This is a genomic window from Actinoplanes sp. NPDC049265 (assembly GCF_043197135.1).
Lineage (GTDB): Bacteria > Actinomycetota > Actinomycetes > Mycobacteriales > Micromonosporaceae > Actinoplanes.
In genome coordinates, this window is sequence record NZ_JBICSP010000019.1 from 18,721 (window position 1) to 38,338 (window position 19,618).

The window sequence follows — 19,618 nt, forward strand, 5'->3', positions numbered from 1 at the left end:
TCAGCGCACGATCACCCTGCCGGCGGCCAGCGCCGTCCCGACGGTCTGGACCCGGCAGGGCTCGGCGCTCCCGCCACCCGGCACCCGGACGCGCAGGGAGTACGTGCCGCGGGCCGGCGGCGTCCACGTCACCGTGTAGCGTCCGTTGGTCCGCGGCTCGACCGCGGCGACCGTCGCCCAGACCCCGCCGCCGGTGTCCCGCTGCAGCCACACCGGTGCTCCGGTGCCCCAGATCTGCGGCGCCGGCCAGACGTGACCGGTCACGGTCAGCGGCTGGCCCGCGCCGATCGGACCGGACGGGTACGACGACGACGCCTGCATCTTGACGGTGACGTCATAGCATCCGACGCCCTGCTGGCTGTAGCCGCGGCCGCCGCGCCGGGCGTAGACGAGCTGGCGCCGTTCCCCCAACTCGCCGGTGACCTGGTAGGTGAGCGGAGAGGTCCACAGCCCGGTGCCGTCGGCCGCGGTGCCGGGCGCCGGCCCGGTGACGAAGGCGTGCCCGGTCCAGTCGTTCCAGATGCTCGTCTCGGCCACCCGGGCGCCGCCGACCGGCGCGCCGGTCACGGAGTTGATGATCCGGGCCTGCGGTCGGTACGTCTCGTCGCCGGTGACGATCCTGATCGGTGTGCGGACCGGGGCGGCGTACCACCGTTCGCCGCCGGTGAGGGTGATCGTCGGACCGTCCTGGACCGGCAGGACCGTCGGTTCCATGGTGTCTCCCCAGATGACGACCTGGCGCACCCGGTAGGTCCCGGACCAGGCCGGGCTGACCGTCACGACGTCGGTCCGCCACACCCCGTCCTGCGGGGTGCCGCTGACCCGCCGCATCTCCGGCCAGATGATCCACGGGATCTCGGGGAGCCGGCCGTCCCGGTCGGCCAGGACGACAACGTGGTTGTCGGACGAGTTGGACCGGATGAGGTCTGGCAGCCCCTCGTCGTCGCGCAGGTGGACCAGGGCGACGACGTCGGCGGAACCGCCGCTCACGTCCAGCCGGTCGCTCGAGACCTCGACCGAGACCAGCTCCGGCGGGTTGTCGGCCGCGCTCGCGGGCACGCCGGCGATGGGCAGGGCGAGCAGTGTGGCCAGTACCCCGGCGATCATCGGACGGTCACCGTGGTCGCGGCCAGTGCGGTGCCGACCGACTGCAGCCCGGTACACGACGCGGCGCTGCCGCTGCCCGGCACGCGTACCCGCAACGAGTACCGCCCCGCGTTCGGCGCCGCCCACTGCAGCGTGTACCGCCCGTTCTGCCGCGGCGGGACGGAGGCCACCGTCTGCCAGGTGCCCCCGCCGACATCCCGTTGCAGCCACACCGCGCTCGCGGCGCCGAGGATCGAGGGGGCCGGCCAGACGTTGCCGGTGACCGTGATCGGCTCGGCCACGCCGACCGTGGTGCCGGCGAAGGTCTCCGATGCCTGGATCTTGGCGGTGAAGTCGGGGCAGCCGAGCCCCTGCTGGCTGTAGCCGCGGGTGCCCCGGCGGGCGTAGACGAGCAGCCGTTCCTCGGGGAAGAAGTCGCCGCGGACGTGCTCGGTCGGGTCGGTCCAGAGCCCGGTGCTGTCGGCGGCCGTGCCCGGCGGTGGGCTCGGCGGCACGGCCGCGAGGTCGTACCAGTCGTCGAAAATGCTCTTGGCCTGGACCCGGGCGCCGCCGACGGGCTGTCCGGTGACCGTGTTGACCACCCGGACCCGCGGGTGCCAGCCCTCCTGGCCGGTCACCACCTTGACCGGCGTACGCACGGTCTCGCCGACCCACCGCTCGCCGCCGGTGACGGTGACCGTCGGGCCGTTGGTGACCGGGAAGAAGAACTGGCCGTTCTGGTCGTCGTCGATCTGCACCTGGGTGACCTGGAAGGTGCCGGACCAGGCCGGGCTGACCGTGACCTGGCCGTACCAGGTGCCGTCCTGCCGGGTGCCGCTGCCGCGGCCCAGCGTGGTCCAGGTGATGTACGGCATCTCGGGGTACCAGCCGGTCCCCTTGGCCACCACCACAGTCTTGTTGTCGGTGCAGCACTCGACGTGGATGGTGTCCGGCAGCCCCTCCGCGTCGCGCAGGTGCACGGCCACCATGACCTGGCCGTCACCGTACGAGTTGCCCACGTCGACCTGCGGCGTGGTGATCTCGACCGACACCAGCTCGGGCCGTGTGTCGTCGGCGGCCGGCGCGGCGGCCGGCAGGGCCAGTGCCCCGGCCAGACCAATGGCGGTCGCGGTGGTCATCGTGCGCCAGCGATACATGGAGCCTCCCCCAGGCTTGCACGTCAGAACGCCAGCGTAACGGCGTGGTCGGCCGCCCCGGCACCCCCGAACGGTCCATCTGGAACCGTCATCGGACACCACGGTGCCGGGTGGGACGTGTCAGGCTGGCGGGATGCGGATCGCCTCGCTGCACACGTACCCGATCAAGGGGTCGCACCGGAACGACCACGACGTGGCGCACGTCGAACGCCAGGGTCTGGCCGGTGATCGGCGCTGGATGGTGGTCGACGCCGACGGGGTCGGAGTGACACAGCGGGACACCGCCGTGCTCAGCCAGCTGCACGTCACACCGGTGGCGGGCGGGCTGGTCGTGCGTACCCGGGGAATGCCGGACCTGCACCTGGCCGAACCGGCCGACGGGCCGAAGGAGTTCGTGCGGGTCTTCAAGCGCAAGCCGCCCGTGCCGGCGCGGGTGGCCGACGACGGCGGGTGGTTCGCCGAGTTCCTCGGGCGGCCGGCGCGGATCGTGTGGCAGGCCGATCCGGCCGGCCGGACGATCGAGCAGTTCGCGCAGGACGACGACCGGGTCAGCCTGGCCGACGGCTACCCGGTGCTGATCACCAGCGCGGCGTCGCTCTCGGCGCTCAACGACTGGCTGGCCGAGGCCGGGGAGGAGCCGGTGCCGATGACCCGGTTCCGGCCCAACCTGGTGCTGGCCGGGGCGGCGCCGTGGGCCGAGGACGAGTGGACCGGGCGGAGGCTGACCATCGGCGACCTGCCGTTCCGGGCGGCCAAGCCGTGCGCGCGGTGCCTGGTCACCACCATCGACCAGGAGACCGGGGGGAAAGGCTCGCAGCCGCTGAAGATGCTCGGCCGGCACCGCAACATCGGCGGCGGGCTGCTGTTCGGCCTGAACCTCATCCCCGACGCGGTGGGAAGCCTCCGGGTGGGTGATCCGGTCACTCTCGCGTCTTAGGTTTCGCTTAGGACAGTTGCCTTGGGGCACGCCGGACAGCACATTCATCGGCGTGCACGCACTCTCGAAGCGCTGGCTGGCCACCGGCGGCGCCGTCGTCCTGGCCGCCCTCGTCGGCGTGGCCCTGCTGCTGCGCGACGGCGGGGCCGCCTGCGCCGCCGCCCGGGCCGGCGACAAGGCCACCTTCTACGAGCTGGGCGGCGGGACGGGCAACTGCTCGTTCCCGTCGGCGCCGGCCGACGACCTGTTCGTGGCCCTGGGCGCGGCCGACTACGACGGCGGCGCGGCCTGCGGCAGTTACCTGGACGTGAAGGGTCCGAAGGGCAAGGTGCGGGTCAAGGTGATCGACTCGTGCCCGCCGTGCGCGGCCGGACATATCGACCTGAGCCGGACCGCGTTCAAACGGATCGCCGACGAGGTCGACGGGATCGTGCCGATCACCTACACGACGGTGCGCGCGCCGAAGGTGCCCGGGCCGGTCAGCGTGCGGCTGAAGGAGGGGTCGTCGCGGTTCTGGTTCGCGGCGCTGATCGACAACCACGGCGATCGGTTGCGCTCGGTCAAGGTCAACGGCAAGACGGCTACGCGTACGGACTTCAACTACTGGATCATCGATGGCGGCGCCGGGGCCGGGCCATTCAAGATCACATTCACCGACGCGTACGGTAGATCGACGACCGTACCCGGCATCAAACTCAAGCCCGGCGTGACGCAGAAGGCCGCCTCGGCGATCCTCGAAAAGAAGAAGCCGAAGCCCGCGGTTTCCTCCGCCGCCCCGGCGACCAAGGCCCCACCCCCGTCACCCGCACCCGCGCCGTCGGCACCGCCCGCACCTTCCACGTCGGCGAGTGAGACCGCCCCGCCCGCGGTCGCTCTGGTCGCCCGGCCCGCGGCCTGCTAGCCGCCGCTGTCTCGACCTCGTCGCCCCGCCGCCTGCCAGCCGCCGCGCTGTTTCGCCCTGGTCGCCCCGCCGCCTGCCAGCCGCCGCGCTGTTTCGCCCTGGTCGCCCTGGTCGCCCGGCTGTCGGCTAGCCGCCATGCTGTTTCGCCCTGGGCGCCTGCTGGTCGCGCAGGTCGAGCCACATCACGATCTCGTCGCGGTCGTCGCCCGGCGCCACCCGCAGCGCCCCCGGCACCCGCCCCACCTCGCGATATCCCAGCCGCGCGTAGAACCCTTCGGTCCCCGTCCCACCCCGCACGGTCAGCTGCAACGCGTCCAGCCCCATCGTCCGCGCCACGGCGGTGGCCTCCCGCATGATCGCCCCGCCGTACCCCGAGCGCTGCCGGTCAGGCGCGACCATCACCCGCTTGAGCGTTCGCCAGTGCTCCTTGAGCCGATGCCCGTTCCCGGCGACGAAGAGCAACGCCACCAGCCGCCCACCCTCGAACCCGGCGATCATCCGATCAGTGCCACCGTCCACGGCCGCGAGCGCCGCCTGGGCCGTCGGCCGCACGTCCCCGGCGACCACCGGCGCCACGAAGCCCACCGCCCCACCGCCGTTGACCACGTCGGTCCAGAGCCCGACGACCTCCTCGCGCAGCGCATCGGTCAGCACCGGATCAATCTCGAACGTCATTCCCACCGGCCGATCCTCGCCCGGCCGGCGCGGTCCCGGCCACCCGGGCACGGTGAGCTGCGGGCCACAGCCGCCGCCACCCCGCCGCGTTCGCCGCGTAGACCGGGGTGAACGGCTCGTCAGTCCTTGATGGCGTGGGTGATCGGCGGGAGCGAGGTCCGGTCCGAGTCGCTGTTGAGCGCCGCGATGCCGAACAGGCCGCAGAAGCAGAGGAGCATGACCAGCGGCACGATCAGCAGCACGATCGCGGCGGTCATGCCTCGGAACTGCTGTGGCGCGGGCCCCATCGACCCGTCCAGCCATCCGATGGCCGGCGCTCGGTACTCGACCTCGATCGTCTGCCCAGGCTGGACCGTCACCATGGCGTCGGCGTTCCCGACGCGCGACGGGAGCAGGTATGGCACGTGCATGTGGACGTGGTGCTGACCCGGCGGCACCGGCACCACGGTGCGGCCCCAGGCGGCATGCACCTGATGCCCGTCGATCGTCAGATTGGGCGTGAACAGCCCAAAGACGAACGACATGGCCCAGTACTTGGCGGTGATCGCGATGGCCTGCTGGTGCGGATGCATCTGTGTTCCTCCCCGTTTCGAACCCGGGAAGCATACGGAGCCACGTGACAAGCATGAAATGTCACTCAATCGTCGAGCCACCGCCACCGGTCAGCTCCTGACCCCGATAGGCGCTAACAGCTCGTCGCCCCCGCAGGGCAGGTCTGACCTGGTCGGCGTCGACGGCTTGGTGCCACCCGCCGCCGGTCAGTTCCTGACGCGGTAGGCGAGGTAGGCGACGCCGTTGGCGAAGCGGCGTTCGTCGGTGAGTTCGAGGTCGAGGCGGGCGCCGTCGGGGAGGGCTCGGGTGCCGCCGCCGACGATCACCGGCGACAGCAGCAGGCGGAGCTCGTCGACCAGGCCGCCCCGCAGCGCGTGCGCGGCCAGGGTGGGGCCGCCGATGGTCAGGTCGCTGTCGCTCGACTCCTTCAGCCGGCGGACCGCGTCAAGGTCAAAGGCTTTTTCGATCCGGGTACGCGCGGACGACGCCGCCGCCAGCGTCGTGGAATAGACGATCTTGTCGGCGGCCTGCCAGAGCCGCGCGTAGTCGAGCTCGATCGGGTCCGGGTCGGGCTGCTCGTGCGCTGTCTCCCAGTACCGCATCACCTCGTACAGGCGTCGCCCGTACAGGTAGGTGCCGATCGGCCGTTCCAGATCGTTGACGAACGCGTGCACCTCGGCGTCGGGCGCACTCCAGTCGAATCTGCCCTGCTCGTCGTTGATGTAGCCGTCCAGTGACGCGATCTGCGTGCAGATGAGTTTGCCCATGTCACGGAGCCTATGGGCAACTGTAGGCAATACACAACCGGTTGTGTCAGGCGGGCAGTTTCAGGCCGGGACGGTTTCGGTGCTCAGGCGCTCGCGGGCGGCTTCGATCACTCCGTCGAGGCGGTCGCGGGTGGCGGCGAGCGTACCCATCTGGTCGTCGATCCTCGACCGCTCGGCCAGCAGCGTCTCGAACATCGGCGGCGTGACCAGCCCGGTGTGGATGCAGGGCAGGATCGCGGCGATGCGCCGGCTGGGGATGCCGGCGGCGAGCAGGAGCTGGATGAGGGTTACGCGGCCCACGGTGTCGGGCGGATATATGCGCTGGCCGCCGGCGGTTCGCGCGGACAGGATGAGCTGCTGCTCCTCGTAGTAGCGGAGCGACCGGACACTCGCCCCGGTCTGCTCGGCCAGCTCGCCGATCCGCATGACGCCCCCTCACAATCTCACATGGATGTCAGATTCTAGCTCGATATCATTCCGTGGGTGCTGGATTCCTTCGCCGAGCGATTGCGGGCGTCCGACCGGGTCGCCGATCTGCTCGTGGCCGGCTCTATGACCACCGGCGACCACATCCCGGGCGTGAGCGATCTCGACCTGGTCGCCCTCACCGCCGGGCCCCTGGCCGACGACGAGATCCGGGCCCTGCACGACGGCATCGACCCGGCGCTCAAGCTGGGCTGCGTCTATGTGGACATCGCCACCGTGGCCGACGTTTCCCGCCGCCATCCGACCTGGACCCATGGTGTGCTGGTGCGGCGCATCCTGTCCGGGGTCACCCGGGCCGAGCTGGTCCGGCACGGCTACCCGGTGTTCGGCCGGGCACCCGCGGCGGTCTTCCCGGCCATGACCGACGAGGACGTACGCGAGGCGGGCCGGGCCGAGCTGACCGGCTACTGGACGTGGGCCGCGCGCCGCCCGTGGATCTTCCTCGACCCGGAGATGGCCGACCTCAGCCTCACCTCGATGGCCCGCGGCCGGCACACCCTCACGCACGGCGCCCTGCTCACCAAGTCCCGTGCCATCGAGCAGGCCGCCGCCCCGCCCTGGCTGATCGCCCAGCTCTCCGCCCGCCGCCGAGGCGAGCCGGTCACGTCGCCCCGCCTGCACACCGCCTGGATCGCCTGGCGTGACGCCCGCAGAACGGTCCGCCGGGCGTCACGGTAGGTCGCGGGCGCGGCCGGCCCTGGGCCTGACGGTTGCGGGCGGGTGCGGTCGGGCGGGCTGACGGTTGCGGGTGGGTGCGGGCGGGCTGACGGTTGCGGGCGGGTGCGGTCGGGCGGGCTGACGGTTTGCGGGCGCAGGGCGCGGGTGGTCGGCGGGGCGTACATCTGGCATAGGTTTTGATCGTGGATCGTCAACGGCTCAGCAGCATCGCGCACTCGCATCATCCGATCGCCGCGCCGATCTCGGGTGTGAACGTCAACCGGCTGCTGCGCCGGGCCGGACGGGGGCCGGCCGCCCGGATCCTCGACCTGGGCTGCGGCGAGGCGGCCTGGGCGCTGCAGGCGCTGGCGCACCACCCGGACGGCGTGGCCGACGGCGTCGGCCTCAGCCCGTACGCGCTGGAACGCGCGGCCGAGGCCGCCACCGCCCGCGGCCTGACCGACCGCCTCACCCTGCACCAGCGTGACGCGCGCGGCTACGTCCCGGACGGCGACTACGACCTGGTCATGTGTGTCGGCGCGACGCATGTGTTCGGCGGCTTCCGCGAGACCCTCGTCGCGGCCGGGCGGCATGTTCACCCGGACGGCGTCCTGCTCGTGGGTGAGGGCTTCTGGGCTGTCCCGCCGACGCCGGACGTGGCCACGCTGGGCGATCACGACGACCTTGCGGGGCTGGTCGACGCGGCCGAGGAGTGCGGGTGGACGCCGATCTACGTGCACGTGAGCGATCAAGCCGAGTGGGATACGTACGAATGGTCGTGGGCCGGGTCGCTGACCGAGTGGGCGCTGGACAATCCCGGGCACCCGGACGCCGCCGAGGCGCTGGCCGAGGCCCGCCGGCACCGGGAGCGGTGGCTTCGTGGCTACCGCGGCGTTCTCGGCTTTGCCACCCTGGTGCTACGCCGGGACCGGAAGCCCGAGATGTGACGCTCGTCGATGCGGCCAAACGGCGGTGTGCTGATCGCCGGCCGCGGGTCGGCGTGGCTGCTCAGGGGCCGTGAGTTGGCGTGGCTTAATCGCCGGCCGCGGGTCGGCGTGGCTGCTCAGGGGCCGCGGGTCGGCGTGGCTGATCGGCGGCCGCCGCGACCGCCCGGCTGAGGGCCGACCGCCCATCAAGGATGGGCGTGCCGGATCCTGGTGCGGAAGGAGGGACTCGAACCCTCACGCCCGTTAGGACAAAGGCTCCTAAGACCTTCGCGTCTGCCATTCCGCCACTCCCGCGTTCCGCTGAGTGTAAACACTGGTCGGCAGACGTATGTACAGGCCACGGCGGCCGCCTCGCGGATCGGGCCGCGTGACAGCCGCCGTGGGGTCATTCGGAGGGCGGTCGGGTCGGGACAGGTCGGGCCGGGTGGGTCGATCGGCGGGCGGTGGAGTCGAGCGGGCAGGTCGGGCCGCCGTGGGTTGAATCGGCGGGCGGTGGAGTCGAGCGGGCAGGTCGGGCCGCCGTGGGTTGAATCGGCGGGCGGGCGGTCAGAAGCGGAACATCGCCAAGCTTGTCCGCAGGTCGCTCGCCACGCGGGACAGGCCCTCGGCGGCCCGGCCGGTGTGCTCGGCCGCGCCGGTGGTCTCGGCGGCGGCCTGGGCCACCGAGGTCATGTTGGTGGAGATCTCGGTGGTGCCGGCCGCCACCTGGAAGACGTTGCGGCTCATCTCGTCGGTCGTGGCGGTCTGCTCCTCGACCGCGGCCGCGATCGCGGTCTGGGTCTGGTTGATCTGGTCGATGACGGCGCCGATCTCCTCGATGGCGGCGACCGCGGCGGCCGAGTCGGTCTGGATCGCGTCGACCCGGGTGCGGATGTCCTCGGTGGCCCGGGCGGTCTCGCCGGCCAGTTCCTTGACCTCGCCGGCGACGACCGCGAAACCCTTGCCGGCCTCGCCGGCCCGGGCCGCCTCGATGGTGGCGTTGAGGGCGAGCAGGTTGGTCTGCTCGGCGATCGACGTAATGATCTTGATGACCGAGACGATCTCGGCCGATGACGTACCCAGCTTCTGAAGGATCTCGCCGGCCTCGCCGGAGATGCGGACGGCCTTGCCCGCCACCTCGGCCGCGCTGTTCGCGCTGCGCGCGATCTCCCCGATCGAGCTGCTCATCTCCTCCGCACCGGCCGACACCGTGGTGATGTTCATGCCGATCTGGCTGGACGCCGCCGACACCGTGTTCGAGCCCTCGGCCGAGCGGGTGGCCGACGCGTTCATCCGGGTGGCGACCGTGGTGAGCTGGTCAGCCGACGAGGACAGCGTGTTCACGTTGTTGTTGACGTCGCGCAGCGTGCCGGTGAGGCGGTCCAGGGCGGTGTTCAGCGCGTTGGCCATCCGGCCGACCTCGTCCTTGCCGTCGACGTCGAGCCGCTGGTCGAGCCGGCCCTCGGCCAGACCCTCCAGCACCTCGACGGTGCGGCGCAGCGGGCGGGACATGGCCCGGCTGACCAGCAGACCCAGCGCGAGCGCGAGGAGCAGGGCGCCGCCGATCAGCGCGCCGACGACGATCTTGGCTCGGGTGGCGTCCTGCTGCGCCGTCGTGATGTGCTCGGCGGCGTCGGCGTTCTCGGCCATGGTCAGGGTGTTCAGCGCGGTGGTCATCGCCTCCGCGGCCGGCTCGGCCTTGCTGCCCTGGGCGGTCAGGTACCGGTCGATGTTCCCGGCCCGGCCGGCGGCGAACAGTTCGTCGTTCCGGACCTTGCGGTAGTCGGCCAGCGCCGTCGTGAAGGCGGTGCGCTGGGCCTCCTGGCCCTGGACGCCGCTGGCCAGATACTTCGACCAGGCCTCATCGACCTCGGCGTCCTTGCGCTTGGCGGCCTGCTCGATGTTGCCCGAGTCGGCGGCCGGGGAGTGCAGAATGAGCGAGGCGGAGAGCACCCGCGACTCCTGCACGTCGTTGCGCACCTCGCCGAGCAGGCTGGACGCCCGCAAATTGTCCCCGGCGACCTCGGACAGCCGGTCGTTGGCCGCGTCCACCTGGACCAGACCGGTCGCGCCGACTCCGATCATCAGCAGACAGAGCACACCGAAACTGACCAGCAGTTTCTGCGCGACCGGCAGATTGCGCAGCGGACCAGACGACATCGCGTTCTCTCCAGGGGTGGCGGGCGGTTGCACCCGCCATATCGGCAGCCGCGAAGCGGAACGTAAGAAAGGTGGGTCAGTCGTCGAGGCCGAGATCGCGTCGCAGCTTGGCGACGTGGCCGGTTGCCTTCACGTTGTACATGGCCCGGTCGATGGCGCCGTCCTCGTCGATGACGAAGGTCGAGCGGATCACCCCGGTCACCGTCTTGCCGTACAGCTGCTTCTCGCCGTACGCCCCGTACGCCGTCAGCACGCTCTTGTCCTGGTCGCTGACCAGCGGAAACGTGATCGCGTCGCGTTCGCGGAACTTGGCCAGCTTGGCCGGGGCGTCGGGGGAGATGCCGACCACCTCGTAGCCGGCCGCCTGCAGCGACGCCAGGTTGTCGCGGAAGTCGCACGCCTGCTTGGTGCAGCCGGGGGTCATCGCGGCCGGGTACGCGTACAGCACCACCTTGCGGCCGCGCAGGTCCTTCAGCGTGAGGGTGTCACCGGAGTCGGTGGGCAGGGTGAAGTCGGGGGCGGCGTCGCCGTGGCTGAGGCTCATGCCCCGACCCTATCGGCGGCCGCGGGCAGGCGACGCAGCCGCATCATGCCGTGGATGACCAGGCCCAGCCCGGCGCCGACGGCCAGCATCACGGCCACCCGGGCGATCCACGCCGGCCCGGCCACCGGGACCACCGCCCGCTGCAGGACGCCCAGGTCGATCAGGCCGCCGAAAACCGCGACGACCGCACCGGCCAGGGTGGTCAGAAAGGCCGATCGCCGGACGAAGACCGAGGCCAGACCGATCAGGCCCGCCGCGTAGGTCACGACCGGGGCGGGCGCGTCCAAGGTGCGGAGAATGGCGTACGCGAGGAGCGCCGCCCCCGCGGCCACCCCGGCCAGGACCGACCACCGCCCGGCTGCGGCCACCCCCAGCATGATCACCGCCGCGCCGGCCCACCACAGCCACTCGGGCGGCGGCGGCAGATAGTCGAGTGTGCCCCTGAGCTGCAACTCCGTGGTCTCCTGGCGCAGCGGAACGACCCAGTCGCGCAGATGGTGCTCCTGGTACGGCGCCGACGCCGCGGCCGCCGGCAGCCCGTCCCCCAGCCAGTGGGTCCGCTGGTCGTGCCAGCGCACGGTTCGGTCGCCGGAGACGCGACGCCACTGCGGCGGCGCGGCCGGATTCGCGGCCGCCGGCACCGGCGTCTGCCCGGTCAAGGTCTGGTTGAGGTACGTCGAGGGCGAGTGCACGTTCTCGTACGTGCCGTCCGGTCGCACCTCGAGATAGGGCTCGCCAGAGTAGCCCAGCACCTCGATCGTGCGTCCGGTGTCGTTGGTCAGCTCGAGCCGGGCCCCCGCCTCGATCGCCCGCACCGCCAGCCCGGGCACCGCCGGGGCGATGCCCGTCACCCGGGTGCGGAAGGACGTGGCGTCCGGGGTGTCGCCGCCGTGCGCGGACGCCGGCGCGGGCGGAAGCACCACCCCGGCGGCCACCGCGACCATGAGCAGGGCACGTCTCACCCGACGGCACTCGTCAGGGCGTCCGGGGTCGGGCTCGGCAGCTTCTCGCCGTTGACCAGAACGGTCGGTGTGCCGACCACGCCGCGCTTGGACGACTCGTCGGTGACCTTGGTCGCCCAGCCGTCGTACTTCCCGTCGTTGACCGCGGCGGCGAACTTGTCGCCCAGCCCGGCCGTCTGGCCCAGCTCGATCAGCTTGGCCGAGTCCAGGCCGTTGCTGCCTTCGGCGGGCTGGTTGTCGAAGAGCACCTGGTGATATTGCAGGAACTTGCCCTCCTCGGCGGCGGCGGCCACCGCGCCGGCGGCCCGGGTGGAGTATCGCGTGCCGTTCGACTTGTCGTCGAGGATCGCGATCGGGTGGTAGCGGACGGTCACCTTCTTGGCGGCGACCAGCTGCTGGAGCGTGGCACCGGACTGCTGCTCGAACTGGTGGCAGATCGGGCACATGAAGTCTTCGTACACGTCCACGGTGACCGGACCGTCGCCGACCGCGAACGCCGTGCCGCTGTCGACAGTGCCCGGCGGGACGGCGGCGTTGGCCGTGTCGTTCTTCTGGCCGGCCAGCACCCCCCAGCCGATCAGGCCGGCGATGAGCAGGAAGGCGACGACCGCCACGGTGGTCCAGAGGGTGACCGCGCGGCGGCGCTCGGCCGCCTTCTGCTGCTCGACGATCCGCTTCGCGGCCGCTCGTTCCTTGGTGCCCTTGCTCATCGCGTACCCCTCAACAGAATTTCGTCCAGCGAGAACCTTGTCCGCGGACGCCACACCAACAACCCCGCCAGCGCCAGGAAGCCCACGTCGCGGGCGATCTCCCAGCCGTACGCCGGACTCTGGTCCGCGGCCAGGTCACCGCCCTTGCTGAAGCAGCCGCAGTCGATCTGCAGCCCGCGCGCCGCGGCCGAGACGATGCCGGCGATGAAGACGATCAGCAGCACCGCGGCGATCACCCCGGTCAGGCGGGTGGCCAGGCCGACCAGCAGCAGCAGGCCGAGCGCGATCTCGAGGAACGGCTGCACCGCCCCGACCACCTGCGACACCTCGAACGGCAGGATCCGGTACGCGTTGACCGCGCGCCCGGACCCGGCCAGGTCGGTCACCTTGAGGCCGCCGGCGACCAGGAACACGGCGGCCAGACCGAGCCGGGCCACCGTCGAGATCCACGGCCACGCCTCGGTGCGTCGGGCAGCAGTCACCGTCATCACGTTCCATTAGTCGGACCGGCCCCGGCCCTGGTTCCGCGAATCCGGCTGGGGGTTTCCTGGGTGAAAGCAGACCTTTTGCTGGGTACGCGCGGCCAGGGTCGAAAGTCCCGGCTTGGTCAGCCGGCTTGCGCCTCGGCGACCGCGGCCGCCAGCTCGTCGCGGGCCCGGGCGACCCGCGAACGGATCGTGCCGACCGGGACCTCCTCGATCTCGGCCGCCTCGGCGTACGACATTCCCAGCACCTGGGTCAGCACGAACGCGGTCCGCCGCTCGGGGCCCAGCCGGTCGAGCAGATCGGCCGCGCTCAGCCGCCCCGACGGGTCCGGGGCCGGGCCGTCGGTCCAGGCCTGGGCGGTCAGCCGGGCCCGCAGACGCCGGCCGCGCACCACCGTACGCAGGTGATCCGCGCAGGTCCGGCGGGCGATGCCGAGCAGCCACGTGCGTACCCCGGAGCGCCCCTCGAAGCGCGGCAGCGCCTGGAACGCGCGCAGAAAGGTCTCTTGGGTCAGGTCGTCGGCCGCACCGGGATCGACCAGCGCGGCGGTGAACCGCCAGACATCGGCCTGGGTCGCGCGGACGAAGGCGGCCTGCGCGCCGGCCTCGCCGGACCGGGCCCGCAGGGCGAGCACGGTGGCCTCGTCCAGACCGTTTTCTGCCGGTGTCACGACCGCTGATCGTACGCGGGGCGAAACTGGCAGGCGTACCCACGTTGGGCGACGGAGGAGCAATCGGGGAACATGGCTCGCATGTCTGGTGATCGACGATCGTTGCGCCGCGCGTTCGCGACCGGCGCCGGTCTGCTGTTCGGCCTGCTCCTGACGCTGCTCGGCCCGGCCGCCCCGGCCAGTGCCCACGCCGCGCTGGTGGGCAGTGACCCGGGCAACGGCACCGTCGTCCCGGACGCGCCCAACCGGGTCACGCTCAGCTTCAGTGAATCGGTCCAGCTGCTGGCGGGCAAGATTCAGGTGCTCGCGCCGGACGGCAGCCGCGCCGACCAGGGTGAGCCGACGTCGACCGGCAACAGCGTCACCATCCCGTTGCGCTCGGGCGGCGCCCGGGGCACCTACCTGGTCAGCTTCCGGGTCATCTCGGCCGACAGCCATCCGGTCGCCGGCAGCGTCACCTTCTCGGTCGGCGCGCCCTCGGCCGCACCGACCGAGAACGACATCGCCGAGAACGTCGACCCGGTGGTGCGCGCGCTGATCCCGATCGGCAAATACCTCGGGTACGCCGGACTGGTGCTGCTCATCGGCCCGGTGCTGGTCCTCGCGCTGCTCTGGCCGCACCGGTTGTCCCGGGTCGGCCCGGCCCGGCTGGTCTGGAGCGGGCTCGGCCTGATCGGTTTCAGCACCCTGCTGGGGCTGTGGTTGCAGGCACCGTATGCGATCGGCGCCGGCCTCTTCGGGGCCGGTCTGGCCGACTTCCAGGACGTGCTGGGCAGCACGTTCGGCGCGGTCATGCTGGTCCGCCTGGGCGTCATCTGCGCCGCCGCGTTCCTGCTGCGCCCGCTGCTGCGCGGCGACGGCGGCGAGTCCAAGGCCGATCTGGCGCTGCTGGGCGTACTCGGGGTGGCCGCGGTCGCCACCTGGCCGCTGACCGGGCACCCGACCGCGTCGCCGGTCGCCGGGGTGTCGGTCGTGGTCGACGCGCTGCACCTGTCGGCCATGGCCGTGTGGCTCGGCGGTCTGGTCATGCTGGTCGCGTTCCTGCTGCCCAAGGCCGACGAGCGCGAGCTCGGCGCGATCCTGCCGATCTGGTCGCGCTGGGCCTTCACCGCGGTCGGCGCGCTGATCCTGGCCGGCGTGGTGCAGGCGCTGATCGAGGTCAGCTCGCTCTCCGGGCTCTTCAAGTCCACGTACGGTCAGCTCATCCTGGTCAAGGCCGGGCTCGCGGCGGTGGCCGTCGGGGTGGCCGCGTTCTCCCGCAAAATGGTGATCGACAAGTCGGCGGCGGGCGGCCCGTCCCGGCTCCGGAAGGCGGTGTTCGTCGAGCTCGCCGTGACCGCGGTCATTCTCGGGGTGACGTCGGCGCTGGTGCAGATCCCGCCGCCGCGCACGGCCCAGGCGGCGTCCGACGGTGCCACCACGACGACGATCACACAGACAATTCGCGACAACACCGTTTCGCTTCAGGTCGACGTCTTCCCCGCGACGGTGGGCAACAACAGCATTCATCTGTACGCGTACACGCCTGACAACAAGCCGTTGCCGGTCGTGGAGTGGACGGCGACGGCGGCGCTCGCCTCGGCCAACATCGAGCCGATCGAGATTCCGCTGCTGCGGATCACCGACTTCCACGCGATCGGCGACATCGCGCTGCCGCAGGCCGGGGAGTGGAAGCTGACGTTCACCGTACGGACCAGCGACATCGACCGGTCCACGCTGTCCACCACGGTCCAGGTCAAATAGGCGCTTTACGCTCGTCGAGGCCGGTTCAATCCCTGATTGAACCGGCCTTTCTTTCTGTTCTCCGCCGCACCGATCGGACTGTTGGCGGTCTTTTGCCCACTTTGGTGGCATTTCGGTATGTATGGTCAGCGCAGTGACACCCGAGAAGGGGGAGAAAGCAAATGCGGGCGCTGCGCACGATCCTCGGCATGCTGTTGCTGCTCATCGGACTTCCGGCTCTGCTGATCGGAGCCGGACTCTGGGCCGCGATGCAGCACCGCGACGCGGGCGGCGCGTTCAGCGGGCCACTGCAGACCATCACCACCACCGGCCACGCCGTAGTCGTCGACGACATCGACACCCTGCTCCGCTCGGACGCACCGTTCGCCCGCCTGGGCAACGGCCGGCTGCGCCTGAACGCCGCGACCTCGGGCACGCCCGCCTTCATCGGCCTGGCCCCCCGCGCCGACGTGGCGAAATACCTGCAGGGCGTACCGCGCTCGACGGTCGGCACCGTCGACATCGGCACCGGCGCCCTGCCCGTGAAGACGGTCCGCCAGGCCGGCACCCACGCCCCCGCCCAGGTTCCCACCGCACAGACGTTCTGGCTGCGCGCCGGCCTCGGCTCCCTCGACTGGAACCCCGCCGACCTCGAAGGCACGCCGTACAGCCTGGTCATCATGAATCGGACGGCCCAGCCCGGCCTGCAACTGACCAGCGCCGTGTCGTACAGCCCCCGCTGGCTCAACTCGAGCACCTGGGCGCTGCTCATGCTGGGCAGCCTGACCCTGATGGCCGGGCTGATCGTCCTGGCCTGGCCCGGCCCCCGCCGCGAGGTGGTCTACGTCGTCGAGCCCAGCCAGGTCCCCGACCTGATGAAGGTGCTGGGCGGCCCACTGCCGCTGCCCCTGGCCCGGACGGGCGGCCGCCACGCCGCGACCAACCGTCCCCGCTCTCTCGCCGACGCGGCCGGCCTGGTCCCCGCCGCGTCCCCAGCCGCCTCCGTCCATCCTGCTTCCACTGGCGCTTCTGCTTCCCTTCCCTCCTCCACCCCCTCTGCTTCCTCCGCTTCCCTTGCTTCCTCCTCGTCTTCGGCTTCCTCGGCCTCTTCGGCTTCCTTGGCCGCCGCCGCTTCGTCCGCGGCGTCCTCGGCCGCTGCCGCCGCGACGGCCGGGCTCGCGACGCTGGCCGCCCACTCCACCCGCGCCTCTTCCACCTTGGACCAGGCCGCGTCGCCGCCCTGGCCTCCCGCGGCTCCGCCGTCCGCCTCCGTGTACGCCGCGGCCACCGCCATCCCGCCCCGCCCCGGCGCCCACCGCGCTCCCGGCGCCAAGACCCCCGCCCCCGGCGAGCCCCTGGAGTTCCTGGGCGGCGGCAGCAATTCCGCCTCCGGCCTGCCTCCCATGGCAGGATTGGAGGGCACCCAGGACCCCGCCGCGACAAGCCGTGACCCGCTGTTCGGCCGCCCCGGGCGTCGCAAGCCCACCCAGCAGCCTGACACCACCCCCGTCTTCGAGGCTTCAGCGGTAGGCGCGTGGGTAGCCGAAACCGCAGCCGCCCGTGCCCGCGAAACCGAGGCCCGGGCCGCTGCCGCCCTGGCCCGCGAACGCCGCAACGCCGCCACCCAGGCCGCCGCGGCCGCGGCCGCCGGCTCCTGGGAACCCACCGGCCTCCGCCGCCCCGAACCGCGCAAGGTAGGCCTGACCCTCCCGCCAACCAAGCCCACCACCGACCCCACCCCCGCAGCCACCACCCCCGAGCTGCCCACCCCCGCCGCCGACGTCCCGACCGCTCCCGCCGCAGGCTCCTCGGCTGCCGGCTCCTCGGCTGCTGGCACTCCCGCTGCTCTGGCCGCTGGCGCTTCGGCCGCTGCCGCCGCGGGCCCTGAGCCGGCCCGTCCGGCCGTCGACCCCAAGCGGATCACTCTCGCTATCGACTCCAAGCCGGCCGCTCTCTTTGCCGCCGACCCGAAGCCGATCGCTCCTGCCTCCGCGTCCAAGCCGGCTGTTCCTGCCACGGAGTCCACGCCGGCTGTTCCTGCCACGGAGTCCACGCCGGTTGTTCCTACCGCGTCCAAGCCGGCTGTTCCTGCCACGGAGTCCACGCCGGTTGTTCCTACCGCGTCCAAGCCGGCTGTTCCTGCCACGGAGTCCAGGCCGGCTGTTCCTGCCGCCGAGTCCAAGCCCGCGGCCGGTCCCGAGCCCGCCGCTACCGGTCCGACCCGTACCAAGGCAATCAGCACCTCGATGACCAAGCCTTCCGCGGCCGAACCGCCGTCCCAGCGCCGCGAGCAGACCACATCACCGGCACCCGCGGGCGCCGCCAAGTCCACGAAGGAAGACGGCGCAGAGACCAGGCCGACCTTCCAGCCGCCCGCCGGCGGGACCTCGGCAACCGCCCCGGACGGGCCGAAGGAAGAGCCCACACCGGCCGACGCAGCCGCCCAGTCCTCGGGCTTCGCACGTCTGCTGGCTTCGCTGTCGGCACCACCCACGCTGCCCGGCCAGGCATCGTCCACACCCACGGCGTCATCGTCCGGTAAGGCCGAGCAGACTCCGGGGAAGGCCCCGGCGACACAACCCGCGCCGCCGAACTCGGACGATGAGATCGCCGCCCTTCGCCAGGGAGCAGCCGACGCGGCCGCCCTCCGCGCCGCCATCGGCCTGCCCAAGCCACCCACCGCGGCCCGGCCGGCGTCGCCGGGTGCGGCTTCGCCCAGGTCGGCACTCGGAGGGGCGGGACGTTCCCTGTTGGGCGCGGCCATGGCCCGCACCGGACAGCCGACCGCGGGCAAGACCGCCCTGGAGCGCTCAGCCCAGCAGCCCGCCACCGGCAGCGCCTCCAACACTCCAGCCGCCACGGCAACCCGGACAGCCACCGACCCGAAGACTGCCCCGAGCCAGACGACCAAGCCCACCCACGAACAGACGCCCACCACCAAGCCGACCCAAGCGACGGCGACCAGCGCCAAGCCGGTCGAGGCGACGGAGGGCAGCGCCAAGCCGGTCGAGGCGACGGAGGGCAGCGCCAAGCCGGTCGAGGCGACGGAGGGCAGCGCCAAGCTGGTCCAGGCGACGGAGGGCAGCGCCAAGGCGGCCCAGGCGACTGGAGCGAGTGCCACGCAGGTGCCGACGCAGTCCGCGGGCTCGGCTGACGACGCGGCCGGAGGCCAGCAGGCCCGGGCCGGTCGACCCGAGGTCTCCGCTGGTGCGGCCGAACGCGGGACGTCCGCCCCGAGGACCGGGGCGCAAGCCTCGAACCCCGGCCCGACCGGCGGCGGAGCGGCGACCCCGGGTGGAGGCGCGTCCTCGTCTCCCGCAGGTGCCAGCTCGGCGCGACCGGGTGTTGCCTCGAGTGCCGAAGCGGACCGCCCACCGCACTACCGGGACCTGACCACGGTGGCCGCGAAGCCCGCCATCACCAACCCGGGAACCGCGACCGCCACCGCACCGGCCCCAGAGAAGCCCGCGCCGACCCGCCCGACCGTTCCAGCGCCGGCCCGGCCCACCTCACCCAGCCGCCCAGTGACACCCGAGCCGGCCCCGCCCCGCCCCGCCGCGGCCACGGAGACCCGGCCTGCCGTCACGCACACCGCGCCAAAGTCGAGCACCGATTCCGCAGCGCCCGCCCGGGACGAACTCAACGCCCTGGGACGCCCCGGCTCCTCCCTGCGTCGCGACTACCCCGCCACCGGAAAGTCCACCGCCAAGGGCACGGAATCCCCCAAGGGTGGAGAAGCCGCCAGGGGAGCGGAGGCCCCCAAGGCTGGTGACGCCGCCAGGGGCGTGGAAGCTGCCAGGGGAGCGGAGGCCGCCAAGGGAGGTAACGCCGCCAGGGGTGGGGGCGCCGCCAAGGGTGGGGGCGCCGCCAAAGGAGCGGAAGTCGCCAGGGGTGGGGACGCCGCCAGGGGAGCGGAAGTCGCCGAGGTCACGGACGCCGTCACGCGCGCCGGGACGACCGAAGCGCAGGACGTGACGAGTGAGGGCCAGGAGGGGAAGGTTCCGGAAGCTCGCCTCTCCAGCTACCGGGCCGAGGCGGCCAAGCTGCTCGCCGGCTCCCGCTCCGCCGCGGCCAAGAAGAAGCCCAAGACCGACTGATCCACCACGAGGGCCGTCCCAGCACCGGGGCGGCCCTCGTCGCATGCAGGCGATCTTGACGCCCAGGACAGGCGTACCCGTCAAAGCACCGGAACCCACCACACAGCGAAAGGGCCCCCACAA

At 72.2% G+C, this 19,618-nt stretch carries 18 protein-coding genes and 1 tRNA gene; 6 read left to right on the forward strand and 13 right to left on the reverse strand.

All coding sequences use genetic code 11. The annotated features are described in order from the left end of the window. On the reverse strand, nucleotides 1–1,107 hold the full coding sequence (locus ACGFIO_RS34335; protein WP_392832926.1) for a hypothetical protein: 1,107 nt from the start codon (nucleotides 1,105–1,107) through the stop codon (nucleotides 1–3). After that, complete coding sequence (locus ACGFIO_RS34340) at nucleotides 1,104–2,243, reverse strand: hypothetical protein (RefSeq protein ID WP_392832928.1); 1,140 nt, start codon at nucleotides 2,241–2,243, stop codon at nucleotides 1,104–1,106. The genes ACGFIO_RS34335 and ACGFIO_RS34340 overlap by 4 nt, the downstream gene beginning before the upstream one ends. A 133-nt stretch (nucleotides 2,244–2,376) precedes the next feature. Between ACGFIO_RS34340 and ACGFIO_RS34345 the strand changes: the two genes are divergently transcribed. Together ACGFIO_RS34345 and ACGFIO_RS34350 are read left to right on the forward strand one after the other, a co-directional pair. Further along, nucleotides 2,377–3,180: an MOSC domain-containing protein gene (locus ACGFIO_RS34345; protein ID WP_392832931.1), complete on the forward strand. Its 804-nt coding sequence runs from the start codon at nucleotides 2,377–2,379 to the stop codon at nucleotides 3,178–3,180. A gap of 52 nt (nucleotides 3,181–3,232) precedes the next feature. Next, nucleotides 3,233–4,081: an expansin EXLX1 family cellulose-binding protein gene (locus ACGFIO_RS34350; protein ID WP_392832933.1), complete on the forward strand. Its 849-nt coding sequence runs from the start codon at nucleotides 3,233–3,235 to the stop codon at nucleotides 4,079–4,081. Between the two features lie 126 nt (nucleotides 4,082–4,207). Here the strand turns inward: ACGFIO_RS34350 and ACGFIO_RS34355 are convergent, their stop codons facing one another. The 4 genes from ACGFIO_RS34355 to ACGFIO_RS34370 form a co-directional block, all read right to left on the reverse strand. Next, a complete protein-coding gene (locus ACGFIO_RS34355; RefSeq protein ID WP_392832934.1) occupies nucleotides 4,208–4,756 on the reverse strand; it encodes a GNAT family N-acetyltransferase in 549 nt (182 codons plus the stop codon). A gap of 119 nt (nucleotides 4,757–4,875) precedes the next feature. Beyond that, nucleotides 4,876–5,328: a hypothetical protein gene (locus ACGFIO_RS34360; RefSeq protein ID WP_392832937.1), complete on the reverse strand. Its 453-nt coding sequence runs from the start codon at nucleotides 5,326–5,328 to the stop codon at nucleotides 4,876–4,878. A 186-nt stretch (nucleotides 5,329–5,514) separates the two neighbouring features. Then, nucleotides 5,515–6,075 carry a dihydrofolate reductase family protein gene (locus ACGFIO_RS34365; protein ID WP_392832940.1) on the reverse strand — a complete coding sequence of 187 codons (561 nt, stop codon included), beginning with the start codon at nucleotides 6,073–6,075 and terminating at the stop codon, nucleotides 5,515–5,517. A gap of 60 nt (nucleotides 6,076–6,135) precedes the next feature. Beyond that, nucleotides 6,136–6,501, reverse strand: coding sequence for a MerR family transcriptional regulator (locus tag ACGFIO_RS34370; protein ID WP_392832943.1), 366 nt, complete (start codon nucleotides 6,499–6,501; stop codon nucleotides 6,136–6,138). Between the two features lie 57 nt (nucleotides 6,502–6,558). Between ACGFIO_RS34370 and ACGFIO_RS34375 the strand changes: the two genes are divergently transcribed. Together ACGFIO_RS34375 and ACGFIO_RS34380 are read left to right on the forward strand one after the other, a co-directional pair. Beyond that, the gene (locus tag ACGFIO_RS34375; protein ID WP_392832945.1) at nucleotides 6,559–7,239 is read left to right on the forward strand and encodes a nucleotidyltransferase domain-containing protein; all 681 of its coding nucleotides are present in this window, start codon (nucleotides 6,559–6,561) and stop codon (nucleotides 7,237–7,239) included. 182 nt (nucleotides 7,240–7,421) lie between these two features. Beyond that, the gene (locus ACGFIO_RS34380; protein WP_392832946.1) at nucleotides 7,422–8,165 is read left to right on the forward strand and encodes an SAM-dependent methyltransferase; all 744 of its coding nucleotides are present in this window, start codon (nucleotides 7,422–7,424) and stop codon (nucleotides 8,163–8,165) included. A 208-nt stretch (nucleotides 8,166–8,373) separates the two neighbouring features. Here the strand turns inward: ACGFIO_RS34380 and ACGFIO_RS34385 are convergent. The 7 genes from ACGFIO_RS34385 to ACGFIO_RS34415 all read right to left on the reverse strand — a co-directional run bounded on the left by ACGFIO_RS34385 (nucleotide 8,374) and on the right by ACGFIO_RS34415 (nucleotide 13,676). After that, a tRNA-Leu gene (locus tag ACGFIO_RS34385) sits at nucleotides 8,374–8,459 on the reverse strand. A 252-nt stretch (nucleotides 8,460–8,711) separates the two neighbouring features. After that, nucleotides 8,712–10,304 (reverse strand): methyl-accepting chemotaxis protein, encoded by a 1,593-nt coding sequence (locus ACGFIO_RS34390; protein ID WP_392832948.1) that lies wholly within the window; start codon nucleotides 10,302–10,304, stop codon nucleotides 8,712–8,714. A gap of 76 nt (nucleotides 10,305–10,380) precedes the next feature. Then, nucleotides 10,381–10,848 carry a thioredoxin-dependent thiol peroxidase gene (bcp, locus tag ACGFIO_RS34395; protein WP_392832949.1) on the reverse strand — a complete coding sequence of 156 codons (468 nt, stop codon included), beginning with the start codon at nucleotides 10,846–10,848 and terminating at the stop codon, nucleotides 10,381–10,383. Beyond that, nucleotides 10,845–11,810: a hypothetical protein gene (locus ACGFIO_RS34400; RefSeq protein ID WP_392832951.1), complete on the reverse strand. Its 966-nt coding sequence runs from the start codon at nucleotides 11,808–11,810 to the stop codon at nucleotides 10,845–10,847. Before ACGFIO_RS34400 ends, bcp begins: the two co-directional genes overlap by 4 nt. Continuing rightward, nucleotides 11,807–12,520, reverse strand: a complete 714-nt coding sequence (locus tag ACGFIO_RS34405) for a DsbA family protein (protein ID WP_392832953.1) — start codon at nucleotides 12,518–12,520, stop codon at nucleotides 11,807–11,809. The genes ACGFIO_RS34400 and ACGFIO_RS34405 overlap by 4 nt, the downstream gene beginning before the upstream one ends. Then, a complete protein-coding gene (locus ACGFIO_RS34410) occupies nucleotides 12,517–13,008 on the reverse strand; it encodes a MauE/DoxX family redox-associated membrane protein (protein ID WP_392832956.1) in 492 nt (163 codons plus the stop codon). Before ACGFIO_RS34410 ends, ACGFIO_RS34405 begins: the two co-directional genes overlap by 4 nt. A 119-nt stretch (nucleotides 13,009–13,127) precedes the next feature. Next, nucleotides 13,128–13,676, reverse strand: a complete 549-nt coding sequence (locus ACGFIO_RS34415; RefSeq protein WP_392832958.1) for a sigma-70 family RNA polymerase sigma factor — start codon at nucleotides 13,674–13,676, stop codon at nucleotides 13,128–13,130. Between the two features lie 72 nt (nucleotides 13,677–13,748). On the opposite strand from ACGFIO_RS34415, the gene ACGFIO_RS34420 reads away from it, so the two are divergent. Both ACGFIO_RS34420 and ACGFIO_RS34425 read left to right on the forward strand, forming a co-directional pair. After that, on the forward strand, nucleotides 13,749–15,419 hold the full coding sequence (locus ACGFIO_RS34420; protein WP_392832961.1) for a copper resistance protein CopC: 1,671 nt from the start codon (nucleotides 13,749–13,751) through the stop codon (nucleotides 15,417–15,419). Between the two features lie 161 nt (nucleotides 15,420–15,580). Further along, nucleotides 15,581–19,495, forward strand: coding sequence for a hypothetical protein (locus tag ACGFIO_RS34425; protein WP_392832964.1), 3,915 nt, complete (start codon nucleotides 15,581–15,583; stop codon nucleotides 19,493–19,495). Nucleotides 19,496–19,618 lie beyond the last annotated feature (123 nt).

Excerpts from the sequence above, each read along its gene's own strand:
- ACGFIO_RS34335 (WP_392832926.1), bottom strand. The coding sequence starts at position 1,107 with ATGATCGCCGGGGTACTGGCCACACTGCTCGCCCTGCCCATCGCCGGC.
- ACGFIO_RS34340 (WP_392832928.1), bottom strand. The coding sequence starts at position 2,243 with ATGTATCGCTGGCGCACGATGACCACCGCGACCGCCATTGGTCTGGCC.
- ACGFIO_RS34345 (WP_392832931.1), top strand. The coding sequence starts at position 2,377 with ATGCGGATCGCCTCGCTGCACACGTACCCGATCAAGGGGTCGCACCGG.
- ACGFIO_RS34355 (WP_392832934.1), bottom strand. The coding sequence starts at position 4,756 with ATGACGTTCGAGATTGATCCGGTGCTGACCGATGCGCTGCGCGAGGAG.
- ACGFIO_RS34360 (WP_392832937.1), bottom strand. The coding sequence starts at position 5,328 with ATGCATCCGCACCAGCAGGCCATCGCGATCACCGCCAAGTACTGGGCC.
- ACGFIO_RS34365 (WP_392832940.1), bottom strand. The coding sequence starts at position 6,075 with ATGGGCAAACTCATCTGCACGCAGATCGCGTCACTGGACGGCTACATC.
- ACGFIO_RS34370 (WP_392832943.1), bottom strand. The coding sequence starts at position 6,501 with ATGCGGATCGGCGAGCTGGCCGAGCAGACCGGGGCGAGTGTCCGGTCG.
- ACGFIO_RS34390 (WP_392832948.1), bottom strand. The coding sequence starts at position 10,304 with ATGTCGTCTGGTCCGCTGCGCAATCTGCCGGTCGCGCAGAAACTGCTG.
- bcp (WP_392832949.1), bottom strand. The coding sequence starts at position 10,848 with ATGAGCCTCAGCCACGGCGACGCCGCCCCCGACTTCACCCTGCCCACC.
- ACGFIO_RS34405 (WP_392832953.1), bottom strand. The coding sequence starts at position 12,520 with ATGAGCAAGGGCACCAAGGAACGAGCGGCCGCGAAGCGGATCGTCGAG.
- ACGFIO_RS34410 (WP_392832956.1), bottom strand. The coding sequence starts at position 13,008 with ATGACGGTGACTGCTGCCCGACGCACCGAGGCGTGGCCGTGGATCTCG.
- ACGFIO_RS34420 (WP_392832961.1), top strand. The coding sequence starts at position 13,749 with ATGGCTCGCATGTCTGGTGATCGACGATCGTTGCGCCGCGCGTTCGCG.
- ACGFIO_RS34425 (WP_392832964.1), top strand. The coding sequence starts at position 15,581 with ATGCGGGCGCTGCGCACGATCCTCGGCATGCTGTTGCTGCTCATCGGA.